The sequence below is a fragment of the Mycobacterium senriense genome (assembly GCF_019668465.1).
Taxonomy (GTDB): Bacteria; Actinomycetota; Actinomycetes; order Mycobacteriales; family Mycobacteriaceae; genus Mycobacterium; species Mycobacterium senriense.
The window spans coordinates 2,568,644-2,587,699 of the sequence record NZ_AP024828.1 but is presented as its reverse complement, the minus strand read 5'-3'; the positions used below and the strand labels follow the sequence as shown (position 1 = coordinate 2,587,699).

The 19,056-nt window shown below is 66.3% G+C and carries 20 protein-coding genes; 9 read left to right on the top strand and 11 right to left on the bottom strand.

Translation table 11 applies throughout. From position 1 onward, the window contains the following. Positions 1–10 precede the first annotated feature (10 nt). Positions 11–778, bottom strand: a complete 768-nt coding sequence (locus MTY59_RS12345) for a fructosamine kinase family protein (RefSeq protein ID WP_221045884.1) — start codon at positions 776–778, stop codon at positions 11–13. After that, the gene (locus MTY59_RS12340; protein ID WP_221045883.1) at positions 775–2,427 is read right to left on the bottom strand and encodes an acyl-CoA synthetase; all 1,653 of its coding nucleotides are present in this window, start codon (positions 2,425–2,427) and stop codon (positions 775–777) included. Before MTY59_RS12340 ends, MTY59_RS12345 begins: the two co-directional genes overlap by 4 nt. A 34-nt stretch (positions 2,428–2,461) precedes the next feature. On the opposite strand from MTY59_RS12340, the gene MTY59_RS12335 reads away from it, so the two are divergent. Beyond that, positions 2,462–3,325, top strand: coding sequence for a crotonase/enoyl-CoA hydratase family protein (locus MTY59_RS12335; protein WP_415822869.1), 864 nt, complete (start codon positions 2,462–2,464; stop codon positions 3,323–3,325). Positions 3,326–3,405: 80 nt separating this feature from the next. Here the strand turns inward: MTY59_RS12335 and MTY59_RS12330 are convergent, their stop codons facing one another. Next, the gene (locus MTY59_RS12330) at positions 3,406–4,629 is read right to left on the bottom strand and encodes a cytochrome P450 (protein ID WP_415822870.1); all 1,224 of its coding nucleotides are present in this window, start codon (positions 4,627–4,629) and stop codon (positions 3,406–3,408) included. Positions 4,630–4,671: 42 nt separating this feature from the next. Here MTY59_RS12330 and MTY59_RS12325 point away from each other — a divergent pair, with 42 nt between their 5' ends. After that, a complete protein-coding gene (locus MTY59_RS12325; RefSeq protein WP_221045882.1) occupies positions 4,672–5,394 on the top strand; it encodes an acetoacetate decarboxylase family protein in 723 nt (240 codons plus the stop codon). A 149-nt stretch (positions 5,395–5,543) separates the two neighbouring features. Here MTY59_RS12325 and MTY59_RS12320 read toward each other — a convergent pair whose 3' ends face one another. After that, on the bottom strand, positions 5,544–6,575 hold the full coding sequence (locus tag MTY59_RS12320; protein ID WP_221045881.1) for an LLM class F420-dependent oxidoreductase: 1,032 nt from the start codon (positions 6,573–6,575) through the stop codon (positions 5,544–5,546). Positions 6,576–6,641: 66 nt separating this feature from the next. On the opposite strand from MTY59_RS12320, the gene MTY59_RS12315 reads away from it, so the two are divergent. The 5 genes from MTY59_RS12315 to MTY59_RS12295 all read left to right on the top strand — a co-directional run bounded on the left by MTY59_RS12315 (position 6,642) and on the right by MTY59_RS12295 (position 11,199). Then, the gene (locus MTY59_RS12315; RefSeq protein ID WP_221045880.1) at positions 6,642–7,637 is read left to right on the top strand and encodes a Zn-ribbon domain-containing OB-fold protein; all 996 of its coding nucleotides are present in this window, start codon (positions 6,642–6,644) and stop codon (positions 7,635–7,637) included. A 15-nt stretch (positions 7,638–7,652) separates the two neighbouring features. Beyond that, positions 7,653–8,717 carry a thiolase domain-containing protein gene (locus tag MTY59_RS12310; RefSeq protein ID WP_221045879.1) on the top strand — a complete coding sequence of 355 codons (1,065 nt, stop codon included), beginning with the start codon at positions 7,653–7,655 and terminating at the stop codon, positions 8,715–8,717. Beyond that, positions 8,717–9,916 carry a thiolase domain-containing protein gene (locus tag MTY59_RS12305; RefSeq protein WP_221045878.1) on the top strand — a complete coding sequence of 400 codons (1,200 nt, stop codon included), beginning with the start codon at positions 8,717–8,719 and terminating at the stop codon, positions 9,914–9,916. Before MTY59_RS12310 ends, MTY59_RS12305 begins: the two co-directional genes overlap by 1 nt. Next, positions 9,913–10,326, top strand: coding sequence for a nuclear transport factor 2 family protein (locus tag MTY59_RS12300; protein ID WP_221045877.1), 414 nt, complete (start codon positions 9,913–9,915; stop codon positions 10,324–10,326). The genes MTY59_RS12305 and MTY59_RS12300 overlap by 4 nt, the downstream gene beginning before the upstream one ends. 87 nt (positions 10,327–10,413) lie before the next feature. Beyond that, on the top strand, positions 10,414–11,199 hold the full coding sequence (locus MTY59_RS12295; protein ID WP_221045876.1) for an alpha/beta hydrolase: 786 nt from the start codon (positions 10,414–10,416) through the stop codon (positions 11,197–11,199). On the opposite strand, the gene MTY59_RS12290 is transcribed toward MTY59_RS12295, so the two are convergent. After that, entirely contained in the window at positions 11,196–11,720 is a 525-nt protein-coding gene (locus MTY59_RS12290) for a gamma carbonic anhydrase family protein (protein ID WP_221045875.1), read from the bottom strand. The two genes, MTY59_RS12295 and MTY59_RS12290, sit on opposite strands and share 4 nt — an antisense overlap. Before the next feature lie 125 nt (positions 11,721–11,845). Between MTY59_RS12290 and MTY59_RS12285 the strand changes: the two genes are divergently transcribed. Beyond that, positions 11,846–13,024, top strand: coding sequence for a 3-ketosteroid-9-alpha-monooxygenase, oxygenase component (locus MTY59_RS12285; RefSeq protein ID WP_221045874.1), 1,179 nt, complete (start codon positions 11,846–11,848; stop codon positions 13,022–13,024). A gap of 5 nt (positions 13,025–13,029) precedes the next feature. Beyond that, complete coding sequence (locus MTY59_RS12280; RefSeq protein WP_221045873.1) at positions 13,030–13,482, top strand: hypothetical protein; 453 nt, start codon at positions 13,030–13,032, stop codon at positions 13,480–13,482. Between the two features lie 61 nt (positions 13,483–13,543). Here the strand turns inward: MTY59_RS12280 and MTY59_RS12275 are convergent, their stop codons facing one another. The 6 genes from MTY59_RS12275 to MTY59_RS12250 form a co-directional block, all read right to left on the bottom strand. Continuing rightward, the gene (locus tag MTY59_RS12275) at positions 13,544–14,689 is read right to left on the bottom strand and encodes a sulfotransferase family protein (RefSeq protein ID WP_221045872.1); all 1,146 of its coding nucleotides are present in this window, start codon (positions 14,687–14,689) and stop codon (positions 13,544–13,546) included. After that, a complete protein-coding gene (locus tag MTY59_RS12270) occupies positions 14,689–15,471 on the bottom strand; it encodes an SDR family oxidoreductase (RefSeq protein ID WP_221045871.1) in 783 nt (260 codons plus the stop codon). Before MTY59_RS12270 ends, MTY59_RS12275 begins: the two co-directional genes overlap by 1 nt. Then, positions 15,468–16,595 (bottom strand): hypothetical protein, encoded by a 1,128-nt coding sequence (locus tag MTY59_RS12265; protein WP_221045870.1) that lies wholly within the window; start codon positions 16,593–16,595, stop codon positions 15,468–15,470. The genes MTY59_RS12270 and MTY59_RS12265 overlap by 4 nt, the downstream gene beginning before the upstream one ends. An 88-nt stretch (positions 16,596–16,683) precedes the next feature. After that, the gene (locus MTY59_RS12260) at positions 16,684–16,995 is read right to left on the bottom strand and encodes a heme-binding protein (RefSeq protein ID WP_221045869.1); all 312 of its coding nucleotides are present in this window, start codon (positions 16,993–16,995) and stop codon (positions 16,684–16,686) included. A gap of 62 nt (positions 16,996–17,057) precedes the next feature. Further along, positions 17,058–18,116, bottom strand: a complete 1,059-nt coding sequence (gene dmpG, locus MTY59_RS12255) for a 4-hydroxy-2-oxovalerate aldolase (protein WP_221045868.1) — start codon at positions 18,114–18,116, stop codon at positions 17,058–17,060. Further along, entirely contained in the window at positions 18,113–19,045 is a 933-nt protein-coding gene (locus MTY59_RS12250) for an acetaldehyde dehydrogenase (acetylating) (protein ID WP_221045867.1), read from the bottom strand. Before MTY59_RS12250 ends, dmpG begins: the two co-directional genes overlap by 4 nt. Between the last annotated feature and the right edge of the window lie 11 nt (positions 19,046–19,056).

Genomic DNA, 19,056 nt, shown 5'->3' with positions numbered 1-19,056 from the left:
CGGACCGGGCTCAGATGGTCAGCGCCGCGCGGGCGCAGGTGTGCGTCTGTTGCGCGTACCCGCCGCCGAACAGCACGACGTGCGCCAGCAGCGGGAAGAGCTGGTGCAGCCCGGTGCGGTCGCGCCAGCCGGGCCGTAGCGGTCGCACCTCCTGGTAGCCGGCGATCACGGCGTCGTAGTGCGGACAGCCGAACAGCGCGAGCATTGCCAGGTCGGTCTCGCGGTGACCGGCGTGCGCGGCGGGGTCGATGAGCACCACGCCGTCGGGCGTCCACATCACGTTGCCGCTCCACAGATCGCCGTGCAGCCGGGCCGGCCGGCCGCCGTCGTCGAAATCGCCCGCGCGGCAACGCGCCGCGACGGAGTCGACGGCCTCGCGGGTGCCGGCATCGAGCCGCGGGGCCGCGAGTTCGGCCATCGGGGCAAGTCGCTCCTCGGCGTAGAACTCGCCCCAGTCGCGGTGCGCTCGCAGCGACATCGGCAGCGGCTGCGAGAGCGGGCCGAAAAAGCCCGGCCCGTCCCAGCCGTCCGGCCCGGTCCCGAACGCCGGGGCGCCGGCGTCGTGCGTGATGGCCAGCCGACCGCCGAACGTACGCGCGGCCTCGCGGGTCGGGCCCACCGATTCCAGCCGCCGCAAGGTCAGGCTCGTGTCGTCCGCGGAGACGACCTGCGCGCACGGCACGCCGCCGTCGACGGCCGAAAGCCATTGCAGCCCCGCTGCTTCGGCCGCGAAGAAACCTTTCGGTGCGGCCGGATTACGTTTGACGAAGTCGGTCACGCAGTGGCGTGAGCGGCGTGCACGTCATCGGCCGGGCGGGCCTCGGTCTGCTCCTTGGCCCAGCGGTAGTCGGGTTTACCCGCGGGCGAGCGCTTGACCTCGTCGACCAGCCACAAGCTGCGCGGCACCTTGTAGCCCGCGATCTCGGAGCGCACGAAGCTGTCCAGCTCCGACAACGCGGGCCGGGTGCCCGGTCGCGGCTGTACGACGGCGGCGACGTGCTGCCCGTACCGGGGGTCGGGCACGCCGACCACCAGGGCGTCGAAGACGTCGGGGTGGCCCTTGAGCGCGGCCTCGACCTCCTCGGGGTAGATCTTCTCGCCGCCGCTGTTGATCGACACCGAGCCGCGGCCCAGCATCGTGACGGTGCCGTCGGCCTCGACCTCGGCGAAGTCGCCGGGGATGGCGTAGCGCACGCCGTTGAACGTCTTGAACGTTTCGGCGGTCTTCTTCTCGTCCTTGTAGTAACCGACGGGAATGTTGCCCTTCTTCGCGATGAAGCCGCGCACGCCGGAGCCGGGCTTGACCTCGTTGCCCTCCTCGTCGAGGACGACGGTGCGGTGGTCGATCGTCACGCGCGGGCCACCGGCGTGCGGCGCGTCCTTGGCGACGATGCTGGTGCCGCCGAATCCGGTCTCCGACGATCCGATGGAGTCGGTGATGACGCGGTTGGGCAGCAGCTCGAGGAACTTCTCCTTGATGCTCGGCGAGAACAGCGCGGCGGTGGAGGCGAGCAGGAACAACGACGACAGGTCGTACTCGTTGCCCTTGTCCTGGTGGGCCAGCAGCGCGTCCAGCAGCGGCCGGGCCATCGCGTCGCCGGTGAAGAACAGCAGGTTCACCTTGTGCTCGTGAATCGTGCGCCAGACCTCGTCGGCGTTGAATTCCGGTGCCAGCACGGTTGTTTGGCCCGAGAACAACGACATCCAGGTGGCCGACTGGGTGGCGCCGTGGATCATCGGCGGAATCGGGTGGCGGATCATCGGCGGGTTGGCCGCGGCCGCCTTCGCCAGGTCGTATTCATCCTTGACGAATTCGCCTGTGGCGAAGTCGGTTCCACCGAACAGCACCCGGTAGATGTCCTCGTGGCGCCACATCACGCCCTTCGGGAAGCCGGTGGTGCCGCCGGTGTAGAGCAGATAGATGTCGTCGGCGCTGCGCTCACCGAAATCGCGCTCGGGCGAGCTGTTCGCGATCGCGGAGTAGAACTCCACGCCGCCGTAGCTTGTGTAGTCGTTGTCGCTGCCGTCCTCGACGACCAGGACCGTCTTGACGTCGGGGGTCTCGGGCAGCACGTTGGCCACCCGGTCGGAGTACTGGCGCTCGTGGACCAGCGCGACCATGTCGGAGTTCTCGAACAGGTAGCGCAGCTCGCCCTCGACGTAGCGGAAGTTGATGTTCACCAGGATGGCGCCGGCCTTCACGATGCCGAGCATCGCGATGACGATCTCGATGCGGTTGCGGCAGTACAGTCCGACCTTGTCGTCCTTTTTCACCCCCTGCTCCAACAGGTAGTGAGCCAGGCGGTTGGCCTTCTCCTCAAGCTGGGCATAGGTCAACTTCTCGTCGCCGCAGATCAGGGCGACACGGTCGGGCACAGCGTCAATGGCGTGCTCTGCAAGGTCGGCAATATTCAAGGCCACGGCCACCAAATTAGAACGTGTTACATTTCGAGGCAAGCTCGTGCCCATTGTCGAGGGAAAGGCGGTAGCCGTGTCCGTGGAGAATGCCGGAACCCCAGCAAACACAGAAAACGGGGAGACCGGGCCCGACGCGCTGGTGGAACAGCGTGGTCACACCCTCATCGTGACCATGAATCGGCCACACCGCCGCAACGCCTTGAGCACGGAAATGATGGAAATCATGGTCCAGGCCTGGGACCGCGTCGACAACGACGACGACATCCGCTGCTGCATCCTGACCGGCGCCGGTGGCTACTTCTGCGCGGGCATGGACCTCAAGGCAGCAACCCAGAAGCCGCCGGGTGAGTCGTTCAAGGACGGCAGCTACGACCCGTCGCGAATCGACGCGTTGCTCAAAGGGCGTCGGCTGAAAAAGCCACTGATCGCCGCCGTCGAGGGCCCGGCCATCGCCGGGGGCACCGAGATCCTGCAGGGCACCGACATCCGGGTCGCCGGCGAGAGCGCCAAATTCGGCATCTCCGAGGCCAAGTGGAGCCTGTACCCGATGGGCGGCTCGGCGGTCCGCCTGGTGCGCCAGATCCCCTACACCGTGGCCTGCGACCTGCTGCTGACCGGACGGCACATCACCGCCACCGAAGCCAAGGAGATGGGCCTGATCGGGCACGTCGTTCCCGACGGGCAGGCGCTGACCAAGGCGCTCGAGATCGCCGAGGTCATCGAGAACAACGGGCCCCTGGCCGTGCAGGCGATCCTCAAGACGATCCGCGAGACCGAGGGCATGCACGAGGAGGAGGCCTTCAAGCCCGACACCGCCAATGGCATCCCGGTGTTCCTTTCCGAGGACTCCAAGGAAGGCCCGCGGGCGTTCGCCGAGAAGCGCAAGCCCAACTTCAAAAACCGCTAGGCGCTGGACGCGCCGAACGTGCACTCAGCGCGAAGATTCGGCCAAGACTTCGCAGTGAGTGCACGTTTCGGCGCAGCGAATCAGCCCAGCAGCGGCGCGCTCGGGGTGAACACCACCGGCATCGCTTCCAGGCCGCTGACGAAGTTCGCCGGCCGCAGCGGCAGGGTCGAATCGTCCTCGGCCAGCCGGAGATCCGGCAGCCGCTTGAGCACCCGCTCGGTCATCATCGACAGTTCCAGGCGGGCCAGCTGGTTCCCGAGGCAGAAGTGCGTGCCGAAACCGAAAGCCATGTGGCTGTTGGGGTTACGCCGGATGTCGAAGTTGTCCGGATCCTCGAACATCGACTCGTCGAAGTTGCCCGACTCGAACAGCAGCATGATCTTCTCGCCCTCACGCAGTGGGGTGCCGTGGAATTCGGTGTCGGCGGTCAGGATCCGGCACATGTTCTTCACCGGCGAGGTCCAGCGCAGCATCTCCTCGATGGCGCCGGGCAGCAGCGAGGGATCGCGCACCAGGGCATCCCACTGGTCGCGGTGACGCACCAGCTGCTCTGTCCCCCCGCTCAACGTGTGCCTCGTGGTCTCGTCGCCGCCGATGAGGATCAGCAGTGTCTCCATGACGATCTCGTCGTCGGACATCCGCTGACCCTCCACCTCGGCGTTCACCAAGATGGAGAACAGGTCGTCGGTGGGGTCGGCGCGCCGCTTGTTGATGATGTCCATGGTGAACGCGGTGTAGGCGGCGAAGGCGTTCATCACGCTTTGGGCGACCGCCGATTCCGGGTCGATGTGCGAGCTCAGCCCGCACACCAGGTCGTCGGACCACTTCAACAGCATGCCGCGTTCCTGGGGCAGCACGCCCAGCATGTCGCCGATCACCGCCATCGGCAGCGGGGCGGCGATGTCGCGGACGAAGTCACACTCGCCGCGTTCACACACCGCGTCGATCAGGGTGTCGCACAGCTTGGCGATGGACGGCTCCTTTTCCTTGACCCGCTTACGGGTGAAGCCGGCGTTGACCAGCTTGCGCCGCAACAGGTGTGCCGGATCGTCCATGTCGATCATGTAGGGCATGCCGGGTTGATCGGGACGGATGCCGCCCGTGCTGGAGAACAGTTCCGGATTGCGCTCGGCATCGAGGATGGCTTGATACGTGGTAGCACCGGCCAGTCCGTTGCGATCACGAAACACCGGCTGGTTGGCCCGCATCCAGCGATAGGCCTCGCGCGACGTGTGACGGTCGGCGTAGAAGTTGCCGTCGGTCAGGTCGATGTTCGAGATAGCTTCGGGGATGGTCGAAGTCATTCACAGCCTCCAAATATTGACGAGCGGATTACAGTAACCGGCATGCCTGAGTCACAACACGTAGTTGCGGGGACAGTCCTCACCATGCCGGTGCGGATACGAAAAGCGGACGTACACACCGCGATGTTTTCGGTGGATGCGCAAGCGGCACAACGCCTTATCGACTACAGCGGGCTGCAGGTCTGCCAGCCCCGCCCCGGCCGGGCGGTGGTGAACCTGATGCTGGCGCGCTACATCGACGGCGATTTGGGGCAGTACCACGAATTCGGTACCTGCGTCATGGTCAACCCGCCCGGCTCGACGGCGCGCGGCTGGCGGGCCCTGGGCGATGCGGCGGCGTTCATCCACCATCTGCCCGTCGACCAGAGCTTCACCCTGGAAGCCGGGCGCTCGATCTGGGGATTCCCGAAGATCATGGCGGACTTCACCGTTCGCGAGCACGGCCGGTTCGGATTCGACGTCAGCGCCGATGGCGCGCACATCGCCGGCATTGACTTCAGCCGCGGAGCGCCGGTGCCCTCGATGTTCACGTCGCGTCCGCAGGTGCTCAAGACCTACACCTTCGCCGACGGCACCACCCGGGAAGTGCCGTGGGAGATGCGGGTGCGCGGATTGCGCGGTCGGCTCGGGGGGGCGAAGTTGCGACTGGGCGATCACGCCTACGCCGAGGAGCTGGCGTCGCTGGGCCTGCCAAAGCGGGCGATGGTCTCTGGATCGGTCGGCCACGTCGAGATGACATTCGGCGACGCCCACCCGCTCGGCTGACCGGCCGGACGGACTTCGATTGCCCTGCTCCTCCACATCGCGCTGCGCGCTCAGCATCGTCGTCGGGCGTGTCATCCGGACAATCTAGAACGCGTTCTAAGCCCCTGGCAAGAAAATTAGAACGTGTTCTACTTTGTCGTGGGCGCGCGTCAGATCAGCGTCGCCAGCTCGCGGACCTGCTCCGTACTGCGGCCGGACACCACCATCATGGTGACGCCGGCGGCCTCCCAGGCCTTGATCTGCTTACGCACGTAGTCCAGGTCGCCGACGATTGCGGCGTCGTCGATCACCTCGTCGGGGATGATTTCCGCGGCCTTGTCCTTCTGGTTGCTGCGGAATAGCTTCGTCACGTCGTCGACCACCTCGGAGTAGCCCATCCGGCGGTAGACGTCGGCGTGAAAGTTGGTGTCCTCCGCGCCCATCCCGCCCATGTAGAGCGCGATGTAGGGCTTCATGGCCGCGAAGGCGGCGCTGCGGTCCTCGGTGATGACGATGTTGGCCGTCGCACAGATCTCGAAGTTCTCACGGCTGCGGCGTGCGCCCGGCCGGGCGAACCCCTCGTCCAGCCATTCGTTGTAGGTGTCGGCCATGCGCGGCGTGTAGAAGATCGGCAGCCAGCCGTCGCAGATCTCGGCGGCCAGCGCGACGTTCTTCGGTCCCTCGGCGCCCAGCATGATCGGGATGTCGGCCCGCAGCGGATGGGTGATGGGCTTGAGCGGCTTGCCCAGACCCGAAGCGCGCTCGCCGGTCAGCGGCAGCGGGTAGTGCGGCCCGGCGCTGGTCACCGGGGCCTCGCGCGCCCACACCTGCCGGATGATGTCGATGTATTCACGGGTGCGGGCCAGCGGCTTGGGGAACGACTGGCCGTACCAGCCCTCGACCACCTGCGGGCCGGAGACGCCGAGGCCGAGAACGTGGCGCCCACCGGACAGGTGGTCGAGCGTCAGGGCCGCCATGGCGCAGGCCGTCGGGGTGCGGGCGGACAGCTGGACCACCGAGGTGCCCAGCCGCACCCGCGACGTCGACGAACCCAGCCAGGCCAGCGGTGTGTAGGCGTCCGAACCCCAAGCCTCGGCGGTGAAGACGGCGTCGTATCCGGCCTCCTCGGCCGCGGCGACGAGCTCGCCATGGTTCTGCGGCGGCTGAGCGCCCCAATATCCCAGCTGCAATCCCAGCTTCATCGTCTTCGCCCTTCCGTCGCAGACCCGATGTTGAATCCGTTCTTAGAACCTGTTCTACTCGATGGCGTGACAGCCAGCTCGAGTAGCCCGCCCCTGATGGATCACCCTGAGCCACCGCTCGCCGCGCCACTGACATTGTCCTTCGACTACACCCGTTCGGTCGGCCCCACGCTGAGCAAGTTCTTCACCGCGCTGCGCGACCGGCACGTCCTGGGTGTGCGCGGATCGGATGGCCGGGTGCACGTGCCGCCGGCGGAATATGACCCGGTCACCTACGAGCCGCTGGGCGAGATGGTACCGGTGTCCAGCGTCGGCACCGTGGTCTCGTGGACCTGGCAGCCCGAGCCGATCGAGGGCCAGCCACTGGACCGGCCGTTCGCCTGGGCGCTGATCAAGCTGGACGGCGCCGACACCCCGCTGATCCACGCGGTGGACGCGGGCGAGCCGAAGGCCATCAAGACCGGCACCCGGGTGCATGTGCACTGGGTGGACGAGCCGGTCGGCGCCATCACCGACATCGCCTATTTCGCGCTCGGCGACGAAGCCGAGGCCGCGACCGAGCGGTCGGACGGCGCCAAAGACCCGGTGACCATGATCGTCACGCCCGTCTCACTGACCATCCAGCACAGCGCCTCCCACGAGGAGAGCGCCTACCTGCGGGCCATCGCGCAGGGCAAGCTGCTCGGCGCGAAGACGGGCGAGAACGGGAAGGTCTATTTCCCGCCGCACGGCGCCGACCCGGCCACCGGTCAGCCGACGACCGAGTTCGTGGAGCTGCCGGACAAGGGCACCGTCACGACGTTCGCGATCATCAACATCCCGTTCCAGGGCCAGCGCATCAAGCCGCCCTACGTGGCGGCCTACGTGCTGCTCGACGGGTCCGACATCCCGTTTTTGCATCTGGTCGCCGACATCGACGCCCACGAGGTACGGATGGGCATGCGCGTCGAGGCGGTGTGGAAACCCCGCGAGGAGTGGGGATTCGGCATCGACAACATCGAGTACTTCCGGCCGACCGGGGAACCCGACGCCGAGTACGACACCTACAAGCACCACCTGTAAAGGGCTTACCTGCACATGAGCGCTCGCAACGTTGCGGTCGTCGGCTTTGCCCACGCCCCACACGTCCGCCGCACCGACGGCACCACCAACGGTGTCGAGATGTTGATTCCGTGCTTCGCCCAGCTGTACGAAGAGCTGGGCATCAGCAGGACCGACATCGGCTTCTGGTGTTCCGGATCATCCGATTACCTTGCCGGACGGGCATTTTCGTTCATCTCGGCGATCGACTCGATCGGTGCCGTCCCGCCGATCAACGAATCGCATGTCGAAATGGACGCGGCCTGGGCACTTTACGAGGCCTACATCAAGATCCTGACCGGCGAGGTCGACACCGCGCTGGTGTACGGCTTCGGTAAGTCCTCGGCCGGCGTCCTGCGTCAGATCCTGACGCGGCAGACCGACCCGTACACCGTCGCGCCGTTATGGCCCGATTCGATATCGATAGCCGGGCTGCAGGCGCGCATCGGGCTCGACAGCCGCAAGTGGACCGAGGAGCATATGGCCCGCGTTGCCTTCGAGTCCTTTACCAACGCGCGCCGGGTGGACAATGTGGAGGGGGCCATCAGCGTGGGCGAACTGCTCGAGCGGCCGTTCTTCGCCGACCCACTGCGGCGTCACGACATCGCCCCGATCACCGACGGTGCCGCGGCCATCGTGCTCGCGGCCGGCGACCGGGCGCGCGAACTGCGCGAAAACCCCGCGTGGATAACCGGAATCGAGCATCGCATCGAAACCCCGTCGCTGGGGGCGCGGGATCTCACCGAGTCCCCGTCGACCAGGGCCGCGGCCCACGTGGCCACCGGTGGCAGGACCGACAACCTCGATGTGGCCGAGATCTGCGCACCGTTCACCCACCAGCACCTGATCATCGCGGACGCCATCTGGATACCGGGACGGACCAAGGTCAACCCGTCCGGCGGCGCGCTGGCGGCCAATCCCATGTTCGTCGCCGGTCTCGAACGCATCGGCTTCGCGGCACAACATATCTGGAACGGTTCGGCTGAGCGGGTGCTGGCGCACGCCACCAGCGGGCCTGCGCTACAACAGAACCTGGTCGCGGTGATGGAAGGGAAGAACTGATGGCCGGTGCAGGGCCAAACGTTGCTGCGGTACTAGGTACCGGACAAACGAAGTACGTCGCCAAACGCCAAGACGTTTCGATGAACGGCCTGGTGCGCGAGGCGATCGACCGGGCGCTGGCCGACTCCGGCAGCACCTTCGACGACATCGACGCCGTCGTTGTCGGCAAGGCGCCGGACTTCTTCGAGGGCGTCATGATGCCCGAGCTGTTCATGGCCGACGCCATGGGCGCCACCGGCAAGCCGCTGATCCGTGTGCACACCGCGGGATCGGTGGGCGGGTCCACCGGGGTGGTGGCCGCCAGCCTGGTGCAGTCCGGCAAGTACCGGCGGGTGCTCGCGATGGCATGGGAGAAGCAGTCGGAGTCAAATGCCATGTGGGCGTTGTCGATTCCGATCCCCTTCATCAAGCCGGTGGGTGCCGGCGCGGGCGGCTACTTCGCCCCGCACGTGCGCTCGTACATCCGCCGGTCCGGCGCGCCGACGAACATCGGTGCCATTGTCGCGGTCAAGGACCGGCTCAACGGCAGCAAGAACCCGCTGGCGCACCTGCAGCAGTCCGACATCACGGTCGAGAAGGTGATGTCGTCGCCGATGCTGTGGGACCCGATCCGTTACGACGAGACCTGCCCGTCGTCCGACGGTGCCGCCGCCGTGGTGATCGGCAACGAGGAGGCCGCCGAAGCCCGCCTGGCGCAAGGACATCCGGTGGCCTGGATTCACGCCACCGCGTTGCGCACCGAGCCGCTGCAGTTCTCCGGGCGCGACCAGGTCAGCCCGCAGGCCGGCCGCGACGCGGCCGCGGCGCTGTGGACCGCCGCCGGCATCGAGAGTCCGATCGACGAGATCGACGCCGCGGAGATCTACGTGCCGTTCTCCTGGTTCGAGCCGATGTGGTTGGAAAACCTCGGGTTTGCCGCCGAGGGCGAAGGCTGGAAACTCACCGAAGCCGGCGAAACCAAGATCGGCGGCCGGCTGCCGGTGAACCCGTCGGGCGGCGTGCTGTCGTCGAACCCGATCGGCGCCTCCGGCCTGATTCGCTTCGCCGAAGCGGCCATTCAGGTGATGGGCAAGGGTGGCGACCACCAGGTGCCCAACGTGCGAAAGGCCCTGGGGCACGCCTACGGCGGTGGCTCGCAGTACTACTCGATGTGGGTGGTGGGCGCCGATAAGCCGGCGGCCCAGAAGGTCGATGCGTGAGCGGGCATCCGGCGCACGAGGCAGGCCGCCGCTCCCGCGAGGCGGTGGCGGCCCGGGACAAGGACGCCTGGCTGGCGGTGTTCGCCGACGACGCCATCGTCGAGGACCCGATCGGGCCTTCGGTATTCGACCCCGAAGGCAGGGGGCACCGCGGTCGCGACGCGATCTCGGCCTTCTGGGACAAGGCCATCGCCCCCACCACCAAGATCGAGTTCTTCTTCCGCGACACGTATCAGTGCGGCAACGAGGAAGCCAACGTGGGGCACATCCTCATCACGACCGGTGAGTACCAGACGACCGCCGACGGCGTCTTCACCTACCGAGTCAACGCCGAGGGCAAGATGGTGGCCCTGCGCGCCTACTGGGAGATGGAGCGCGCGGCGGCCAACACCAAGAAGGTGTCCGGCTAGCGCCGAGCGTGAAATGCACGCCGCGATGCGCCGGTTCAGCGTCGCAGACTTCATCCGGCGGCGGGATGTCCATGTCATCCTTGGTCCGTGTCCGACAAGCACCTCGTGCTCATCCATGGCTCGTGGAGCCGTGGCGACCAGTGGGCGCCCGCACGCCGCGCTTTCATGGAACGTGGCTTCACGGTTCACACCCCAACGTTGCGACATCATGAGTTGCCTTTGCTCGAGGGCGCACCGAAAATCGCAAGGCTGAGTATTCGCGACTATGTCGACGACCTCGTAGCCCTCGTTTCGTCGCTGGATCCCCCGCCACTTCTGGTCGGACACTCAATGGGCGGACTGCTGGTCCAGCTTGTCGCCGCTCGAACCGCGCATGCCGGCATGATTGCCGCCTGCCCGTCCGTGGTGGGTCCCTCCGGTATCAACCCGACGACACTGGGAATTGCGCTGAGGCACGCTCTCATACCGCGGCCATGGGCTAAGCCGGTCTATCCCCCTACGTGGCGGCAGTTTTCACGCGGAGTCGCCGGCGCCCAGACCGAGGAGATTGCTCGCGAAACGTTCAACGACCTGGTCTGCGAATCCGGGCGAGTGCTGTTCTTCGAACTCGCCATGCCGTGGCTGGACCGAACCAAGGCCGCACGAGTTAACTACGACGCGATTTCCGGGCCGGTGCTCATCATCGGCGGCGGTCAAGACCGCATCGTGCCCCCGCGCCTGGCACTCCGGACCGCGGCCCGCTATGCGAACGCCAGCTACGCCGAAATTCCAGGGTCCGACCACATGGTGTTCGGCGGTAAGGCACTACCCATCACGATGAGCCACTTCGACGACTGGGTCGCGAGCCAGGACACCTTCTCAGCCGGACCCTAAATCGGTTCCAGCCCGGCCAGATGCCGCAGGGCGAGGTCGCGGTAGGCCTGCGGGTTCACCTTCACCCACATCTCGGCGCCCGTCCCGGCGACCGGTCCCTTGATCTGAGCCGGCGCGCCGACGGCCAGCATCCCGGGTGGAATCTGGGTGCCGGCCGTCACCAGTGAGTGCGCGGCGACCAGGCTGCGCGCGCCGATCACCGCACCGTCCAGAACGGTGGCGTGGTTGGCGATCAACGCCTCCTGCCCGACGTGAACCCCGTGAATGACGCACAGATGCGCCACCGTCGCGCCGGGACCGATGTCGACCGGGATACCGGGCGGCGCGTGCAAAACCGACCCGTCTTGGACGTTGGCGCCCTCGCGCACCACGATGGGTCCGTAGTCGCCCCGCAATACGGCGTTGAACCAGACCGAGGCACCCGCCTCCACCACGACGTCGCCGATCAGAGTGGCCGTCGGGGCCACGAAAGCGGTGGGATCGACCCGTGGCGCGCGGCCCTCGAACGCAAATAGCGGCATCGTTTACATATACCCCAGTGCGCATACGTCGCGGAAAACCCCAGCCAGGCGCGCCGTCGTTGCGCGCCCCCGCCGCAAAACTGTAACGTGTTCTAGTTAGAGGCCCAGCGAGTTGGAGGTAACAGGTGAGTACCGACACCAAGGCGGTCGGCATCCGGGAAATCGATCCCGGCGCCTTGCCGACCAGATACGCCCGCGGCTGGCACTGCCTGGGCGTTGCAAAGGACTTCCAGGACGGTAAGCCGCATTCGATTGAGGCGTTCGGCACCAAGCTTGTGGTGTTCGCCGACTCGCACGGGGACATCAAGATCCTCGACGGGTACTGCCGCCACATGGGCGGGGACCTGTCCGAGGGCACCATCAAGGGCGACGAGATCGCCTGCCCGTTCCACGACTGGCGCTGGGGCGGCGACGGCCGCTGCGAGCTCGTCCCCTACGCCAAGCGCACGCCCAAGACCGCGCGGACCCGGTCGTGGACGACCGACGTGCGCGCGGGCCTGCTGTTCGTCTGGCACGACCACGAGAACAACCCGCCGGAGCCCGCCGTGCGCATTCCGGACATCCCGGAATCCCACAGCGACGAGTGGACCGAGTGGCGGTGGAACCGCATCCTCATCGAGGGGTCCAACTGCCGCGACATCATCGACAACGTCACCGACATGGCGCACTTCTTCTACATCCATTTCGGGTTGCCGACGTACTTCAAGAACGTCTTCGAGGGCCACATCGCGTCGCAGTACCTGCACAACGTGGGCCGGCCCGACGTCAACGACCTCGGCACCTCGTACGGTGAGGCGCACCTGGATTCGGAGGCCTCCTACTTCGGGCCGTCGTTCATGATCAACTGGCTGCACAACAGCTACGGCGGCTACAAGGCCGAGTCGATCCTGATCAACTGCCACTACCCGGTGACGCAGAACTCGTTCGTGCTGCAGTGGGGTGTCATCGTCGAAAAACCCAAGGGCATGGACGAAAAGATGACCGACAAGCTGTCGAAGGTGTTCACCGAGGGCGTGAGCAAGGGCTTCCTGCAAGACGTCGAGATCTGGAAGCACAAGACCCGCATCGACAATCCACTCCTGGTCGAGGAGGACGGTGCGGTCTATCAGCTGCGCCGCTGGTACCAGCAGTTCTACGTCGACGTCGCCGACATCGAGCCGGAAATGGTGGAGCGCTTCGAGATCGAGGTGGACACCACCCGCGCCAACGAGTACTGGAATGTCGAGGTCGAGGAGAACCTCAAGGCCAAGGACTCCGAGGCCGACGAGACGGTCACCGGCGACGTGCCGGCCGAGCAACACTAGGAATCATGAGCGACGATCAGCCGGCGGTACCTGACGTCGATCAGCTTGCGCGATCGATGTTGTTGCTGCATGGCGATCATCACGACCATGACGACCATCCGGCCGGCCCCGAGCGCAAGGGCGGAACCTGGTCCAAATCAAGGGATTTCGCCAACGACCCACAAGGCGCGGCGGTAGTTGCCGAAGCCAGTCGCGCCGACCGCGAGCGATACCTGAACTCGGGTCTGCTGCCGGTGGACTGCCGGTTCTGCCACGTGCGGGTCACCGTTCGCAGGCTCGGACCTGGACACACCGCGGTGCAGTGGAACACCGAAGCGTGGCAACGCTGCGCGCACTTCACCGAGGTACGCGAGTCCGGAGGCGACACCGCGCGCACCAGGTCGTGCCCGAAACTCACTGACAGCATTGAACATGCGGTGGCCGAGGGTTATCTCGACGACGAGCCGGACGACGACTGAGCGAACCTCGCGCCCGCATTGCGGCCGCTCTCGCCAACTGCAACCCTCGCGGCGCCGGTGACTACAGGCCCGCGAACCGCTCCTTGACCGTCTCGGTGCTCAGGCCGTAGTCGGCAAGCGAGTAGGTGTGCTTGGGCGCCCGTGGGCCGGACTGGCTGTCGGCGTGGGTCTTTTCCATGGCGGCCTTGGCCTCTTCGGTCAACGTCAAGCCGAAGTGCCGGTAGATGTCGGCAACCGTGCCCATCGGGTCGGCGATCAACTCCTTGTAGTCCACGTCGTAGAACTGCGACGGGCTGTATTTGGCCCGTGCGGTGTTGAACCGCTCCAGGCCCCGCGACCACGTTTCCATCGCGTCAGCGCCGATTTGGGCGCCGGTGAACGAGGACGACCATCCCTCTGCGGTGTGCTGCGCCAGCGAGCACATCGAGGCCATGATCGTTTCGACCGGACGATGAGTCTGGATCACCAACGCGTCGGGATAGGTCGCCATCAACGCGTCCAGCGCGAACAGGTGGCTGGGATTCTTCAGCACCCACCGCTTGTCGGCGTCGTTGAGCCCGATCAGCTGAAGGTTGCGGCGGTGCCGCTGATATGACGGCGTCCAGTCCTGTTGGGACAGCCATTGCGAGTAGGTGGGCAGGTGCGCCAGGGTTTCGTAGGACGCCGAGTGCAGCGACTGCCGCAGCAGCTGCCAGCACTCCTCCAGCTCGTACGCCGCCATGAAGTGCAGACCCGTGTAGTCCGGGTTTTCGGCATGATGCTTCTCGAACTGTGCATTCAGCTGGCTGTAAAACGGGTTGGATTCCCAGGTTTCACGAGGCGGACGGGGCTGCGGAAATTCGGCCAACCACAGATGCAGGCCCTGGTGCGCGGGATCGGCGCCAAGCAGCCGATGCAAGGCGGTGGTGCCGGTGCGCACCAGCCCGGTGACGAAGATCGGCCGCTCGATGACGACGTCCGCATGCTGCGGGTACTGCTTCCAGGCAGCTTCGGAAAGCAGCCTGGCCACCAGCGCACCGCGCAGAAAAAACCGATTCATCTTGCTGCCCAACGGCGTCAAGTCGGCGTCGCGCCGGTAGGAGTCCAGCAGCACTTCCAGCGCTTCGAGGTAGTTGTCGTCGTTGGTACCGAAATCGTCCAGCCCGATCATCTTGCTGGCCGACGCCTTCAGGTCCTCGACGGTGCCGACATCGGTGCGTTGCGCCATCAGGTGTGGTACTCCCCGCAATTGACGTCCAGCGTCTGTCCGGTGATGCCGCTGGACAGGTCGCTGGCCATGAACAGGATCGCCGAGGCCACCTCGTCCTCGGTCGGCAGCCGCTTCAGGTCGGAGTCGGCCGCGGTGGCCTGGTAGATCTGCTCGGCCGTGGTGCCGTACTTGCCGGCCTGGTGGTTGAAGTAGCCCTGCAGTGTCTCGCCCCAGATATAGCCGGGCGCAACGGAATTGACCCGGATACCCTGCTCGCCGAGCTCGGTGGCCAACGAATGCGACATGGACAGCAGCGCGGACTTGGCCATCTTGTAGGCGCCGTACTTCGCCTGCGAGTGCCGCAGCACCATGGAGTTGACGTTGACGATCGAGCCCTTCGACTCGGCCAGCGCCGGCGTGAACCCCTGGATGAGCCGCAGCGCGCCGAGCGCACTGAGTTCGATCGCGTCGCGGATATGCTGAAAACTGGTGCCCGAGAACGGTTTCAGCGACGGCACCCGGAACGCGTTGTTGATCAGCACGTCGACCTTGCCGTACGCCTCCAAGGTGGCATCGACCAGGTTGCTCACCTGGTCGTCCTCGGTGATGTCGGCGCGCACCGTTGTCGCACGGCCTCCGAGGTCGGCGATCTGCTTGGCGACGTTGTCCAGGCGTTCCGGCGTGCGGGCCGCCAGCACCAGGTCGGCGCCTTCCCGCGTGCATCGGTGCGCCAGCGTCGTGCCCAGACCCGGACCGACGCCGCTGATCACCACCACCTTGCCGTCCAGTAACTTGGTCATCCCAGCATCCTCGCCTGAATCTGTTGGTGGCGCAGCGCAATTCGGGCGCGCCAGTCGTCCTCTGAAATCTTGTTGTGTTCGAAGTACGGCAACGCGGCCGGAACCTTGTCGATGTCGACCACCTCCACGGTCGGACCGTCGGCGTCGGTGAGCTCACGCGACACCCGCTGCCAGCGGAACTGCAGGAAGCCTCGCCGGTGGCCGACCGTCTCGGCCCAGTTCGTCACTCCCGGGTTCTGCTCGGCGACGACGATGCGGACCTTGCCGTCCGGATCCGCCTGTGCCTGAGTGTTGTTCAGCGAGGTCTGGTGGTTGATGTAGTCCAGCGAGATGTACCAGAGGCTGCCCAGCTGAAAGCCGAGGTAGGGCGCGTCGGAGACCGGGATGGTGATGACCATCGCCTGATCCGGTCGCAGGTCGAAGTGCCCGACCGACGAGTACTGCGTGGACAGCCCGCCCGGAGTCAGCCGCGGCGGCACCATGGTGTTGACCGGCAAATCGAGATAAAACCACTGCGGGAATTGCAGCCAGGTCTTCACCCGCTGGACAAGCTGCTTTCCCGCTGTGGCGTAACGCTTTTCGATGAGCTCACGGGTCAACGGCGGCGGCGCGGTGCCCGCCGTGTCGAGCCGGGAGATGGCCAGCGTGCCGCGCTGTGCCGACCAGTCGCCGTACACCTCGCGGATCACCAGTTGCCCGGCACTCGTCGGCCGCACCCGCCATTCGAAGCTGCCGTCGGGCGCGATCTCGAGCTCGCGGTCGTCGAAGGCGGCCTGGCTGACGGGCACGAAGTCGTCCGTGTACTCGCCGCCGAGTAGCTGGAAACTCAGATCGGTGGTCGTCCCGCGCCTGCCGGTGACCACGTAGTCGTGGTTGGCGTGCACCCGGGTACCGAAGTAAAGGGTGTCGGGGTTGTCCAGGCCCATCTTGGTGAACGGCCCGGTGCCCGACTGCAGGAAGGGATGGTTGCGGTCGTAGTCCACGGCCAGGTGGATGCAGCCCGAGATACAGCCGGCCAGGTACTGCAACCCTTCCAGCAGGTCGGCTTCGGTCTCGATGAAGGGTGCGTCGGCCACCAACTGCTCGGCCTCGGCGATCGCTTTCGTGAGGGAATCAGAGAACACGCCTAGACGCTAGAACGTGTTCTACTTTTTCGTCAATGGCGAACGTTCCCGCGCGTCGGCCGCAGCGTTCAACGACGACGCCGACTCACTACGGTGGGCAGGAGTGGGACAGGTCGATCAGGTGCTGGCGGACGTCGGGATGCCGATTGAGATAGTCGATGACGTTGCCGTTACCGCCCTCGGCCTGCGACCTGGCCTGCAGCTGCTGGTGGAGGTCCGGGTGCTTCTCCAGGTACGAGTTGATGGATGAACCCACGTCCTGATTGCATTGCGGATCCGCGTTGGCTATGCCTGCCACGGGCAGCGCGATCACCGTTGCGGCGGTAGCAGTCATCAACCCCCCGGCGAGCAGGCCGTACAGCCCGCGGCGACGGGCGCCGACTGTCTTGGATGTGCTCATGGGCGCCAGGCTACTCGCGATACCTATGCGCCGCCTGTGCGTGCCGCCGCGAAGCCGGCTGGTCAACGCGAGGGGGCGGCGCCGCTGTCCTTCTCGCGCTTGATCTCCAGCGCGATGTCGATGAGCTGGTCTTCCTGGCCGCCGATGAGTTTGCGCTGGCCCGCGCGGTGCAGCAGCTCATGCGGCGGGACGCCGTAGCGCTCACCTTGGCGGATGGCGTGCTTGAGGAAGCTCGAATACACGCCCGAGTACCCCATGATCAGGGCGTTGCGGTCGAGCAGGCACTCGGCGGGCATGGCGGGGGCCACCACCTCTTCGGCCGCGTCGGCGATGTCGAAGAAGTCGATCCCGGTCTTCACGCCGATCTTGTCGAACACCCCGATCAGCGCCTCGACGGGCGCGTTACCGGCCCCGGCGCCGAACCGGCGGCAGGAGCCGTCGATCTGCTTGGCGCCCGCCCGGACGGCCTCGACGCTGTTGGCGACGCCGAGCCCGAGGTTCTCGTGGCCGTGGAAGCCGACCTGGGCGTCGTCGCCGAGCTCGGCGACCAGCGCGGCGACCCGGTCGCGCACGCCCTCGAGGACCAGCGCGCCGGCCGAATCGACCACGTAGACGCACTGGCAACCCGCGTCGGCCATGATGCGGGCCTGCGCGGCCAGCTTCTCGGGCGAGATGGTGTGGCTCATCATCAGGAACCCGACGGTTTCCAGTCCGAGTTCGCGGGCCAGCCCGAAGTGCTGGATCGACACGTCGGCTTCGGTGCAGTGGGTGGCGATCCGGCAGATCGAGCCGCCGTTGTTCTGGGCCTCTTTGATGTCTTCTTTGGTGCCGACGCCGGGCAGCATCAAGAAGGCGATCTTGGCTTCTTTGGCCGTCTCGGCGGCCAGTTTGATCAGCTCCTGCTCGGGGGTCTTGGAGAACCCGTAGTTGAAGCTCGAGCCGCCCAGACCGTCGCCGTGGGTGACCTCGATGACGGGCACCCCCGCGGCGTCCAGCGCGGCCACGATGGCGCCGACCTCGTCGGCGGTGAACTGGTGGCGCTTGTGGTGAGAGCCGTCCCGCAACGACGTGTCGGTCATCCGGACGTCCCAGACCGGGTTGAAGAAGATGTCGGTGGTCATGATTGCGCTCCTCCGGCCGTCGCGCTCAAGGATTCCTTGGCGATCTCCTCGCCGACCTTGGTCGCCGCGGCGGTCATGATGTCCAGGTTGCCCGCATATGGCGGCAGATAATCGCCGGCGCCCTCGACCTCCACGAAGGTGGTGACCAGCGCCTGGCCGCCGGAGTTGATCGACGGGTCGTCGAACTGGGGCTCGTTGAGCAGCCGGTAACCCGGCACATAGGTCTGCACCTCGGCCACCACGTCGTGGATGGACTTGGCGATCGCGTCCCGGTCGGCGTCCTCCGGGATGGCGCAGAAGATGGTGTCGCGCATGATCATCGGCGGGTCCGCCGGGTTCAAGATGATGATCGCCTTGCCGCGTTTGGCGCCGCCGATGGTCTCGACACCCCGGCTGGTGGTCTTGGTGAACTCGTCGATGTTGGCGCGGGTGCCGGGGCCGGCCGACAGTGAGGCGACCGAGGCGACGATCTCGGCATACGGCACGCCGCCGAGGTCGGCGACCGCGCGTGACACCGCGTAGACGATCGGGATGGTCGCCTGCCCGCCGCAGGTGATCATGTTGACGTTCGGCGCGTCCAGGTGCTGGCGCAGGTTGGCAGGCGGGATCACCGCGGGGCCCACCGCGGCCGGCGTCAGGTCGATGGCCCGGATGCCGGCGGCCTCGTACTTGGGGGCGGCGTCGCGGTGCACGTAGGCGCTGGTCGCCTCGAACACCAGGTCGGGCTTGTCCGACTGGGCCAACAGCCAGTCGACACCCTCGTGGGTGGTCTCCAGGCCCAGCTTGCGGGCCCGGGCCAAGCCCTCGCTTTCCGGGTCGATGCCGACCATCCAGCGCGGTTCCAGCCAGTCCGATCGGAGCAGCTTGTAGAGCAGGTCAGTGCTGATGTTCCCCGACCCGACAATGGCCACAGTCGCCTTAGTCGGCATGATTGCCCCTT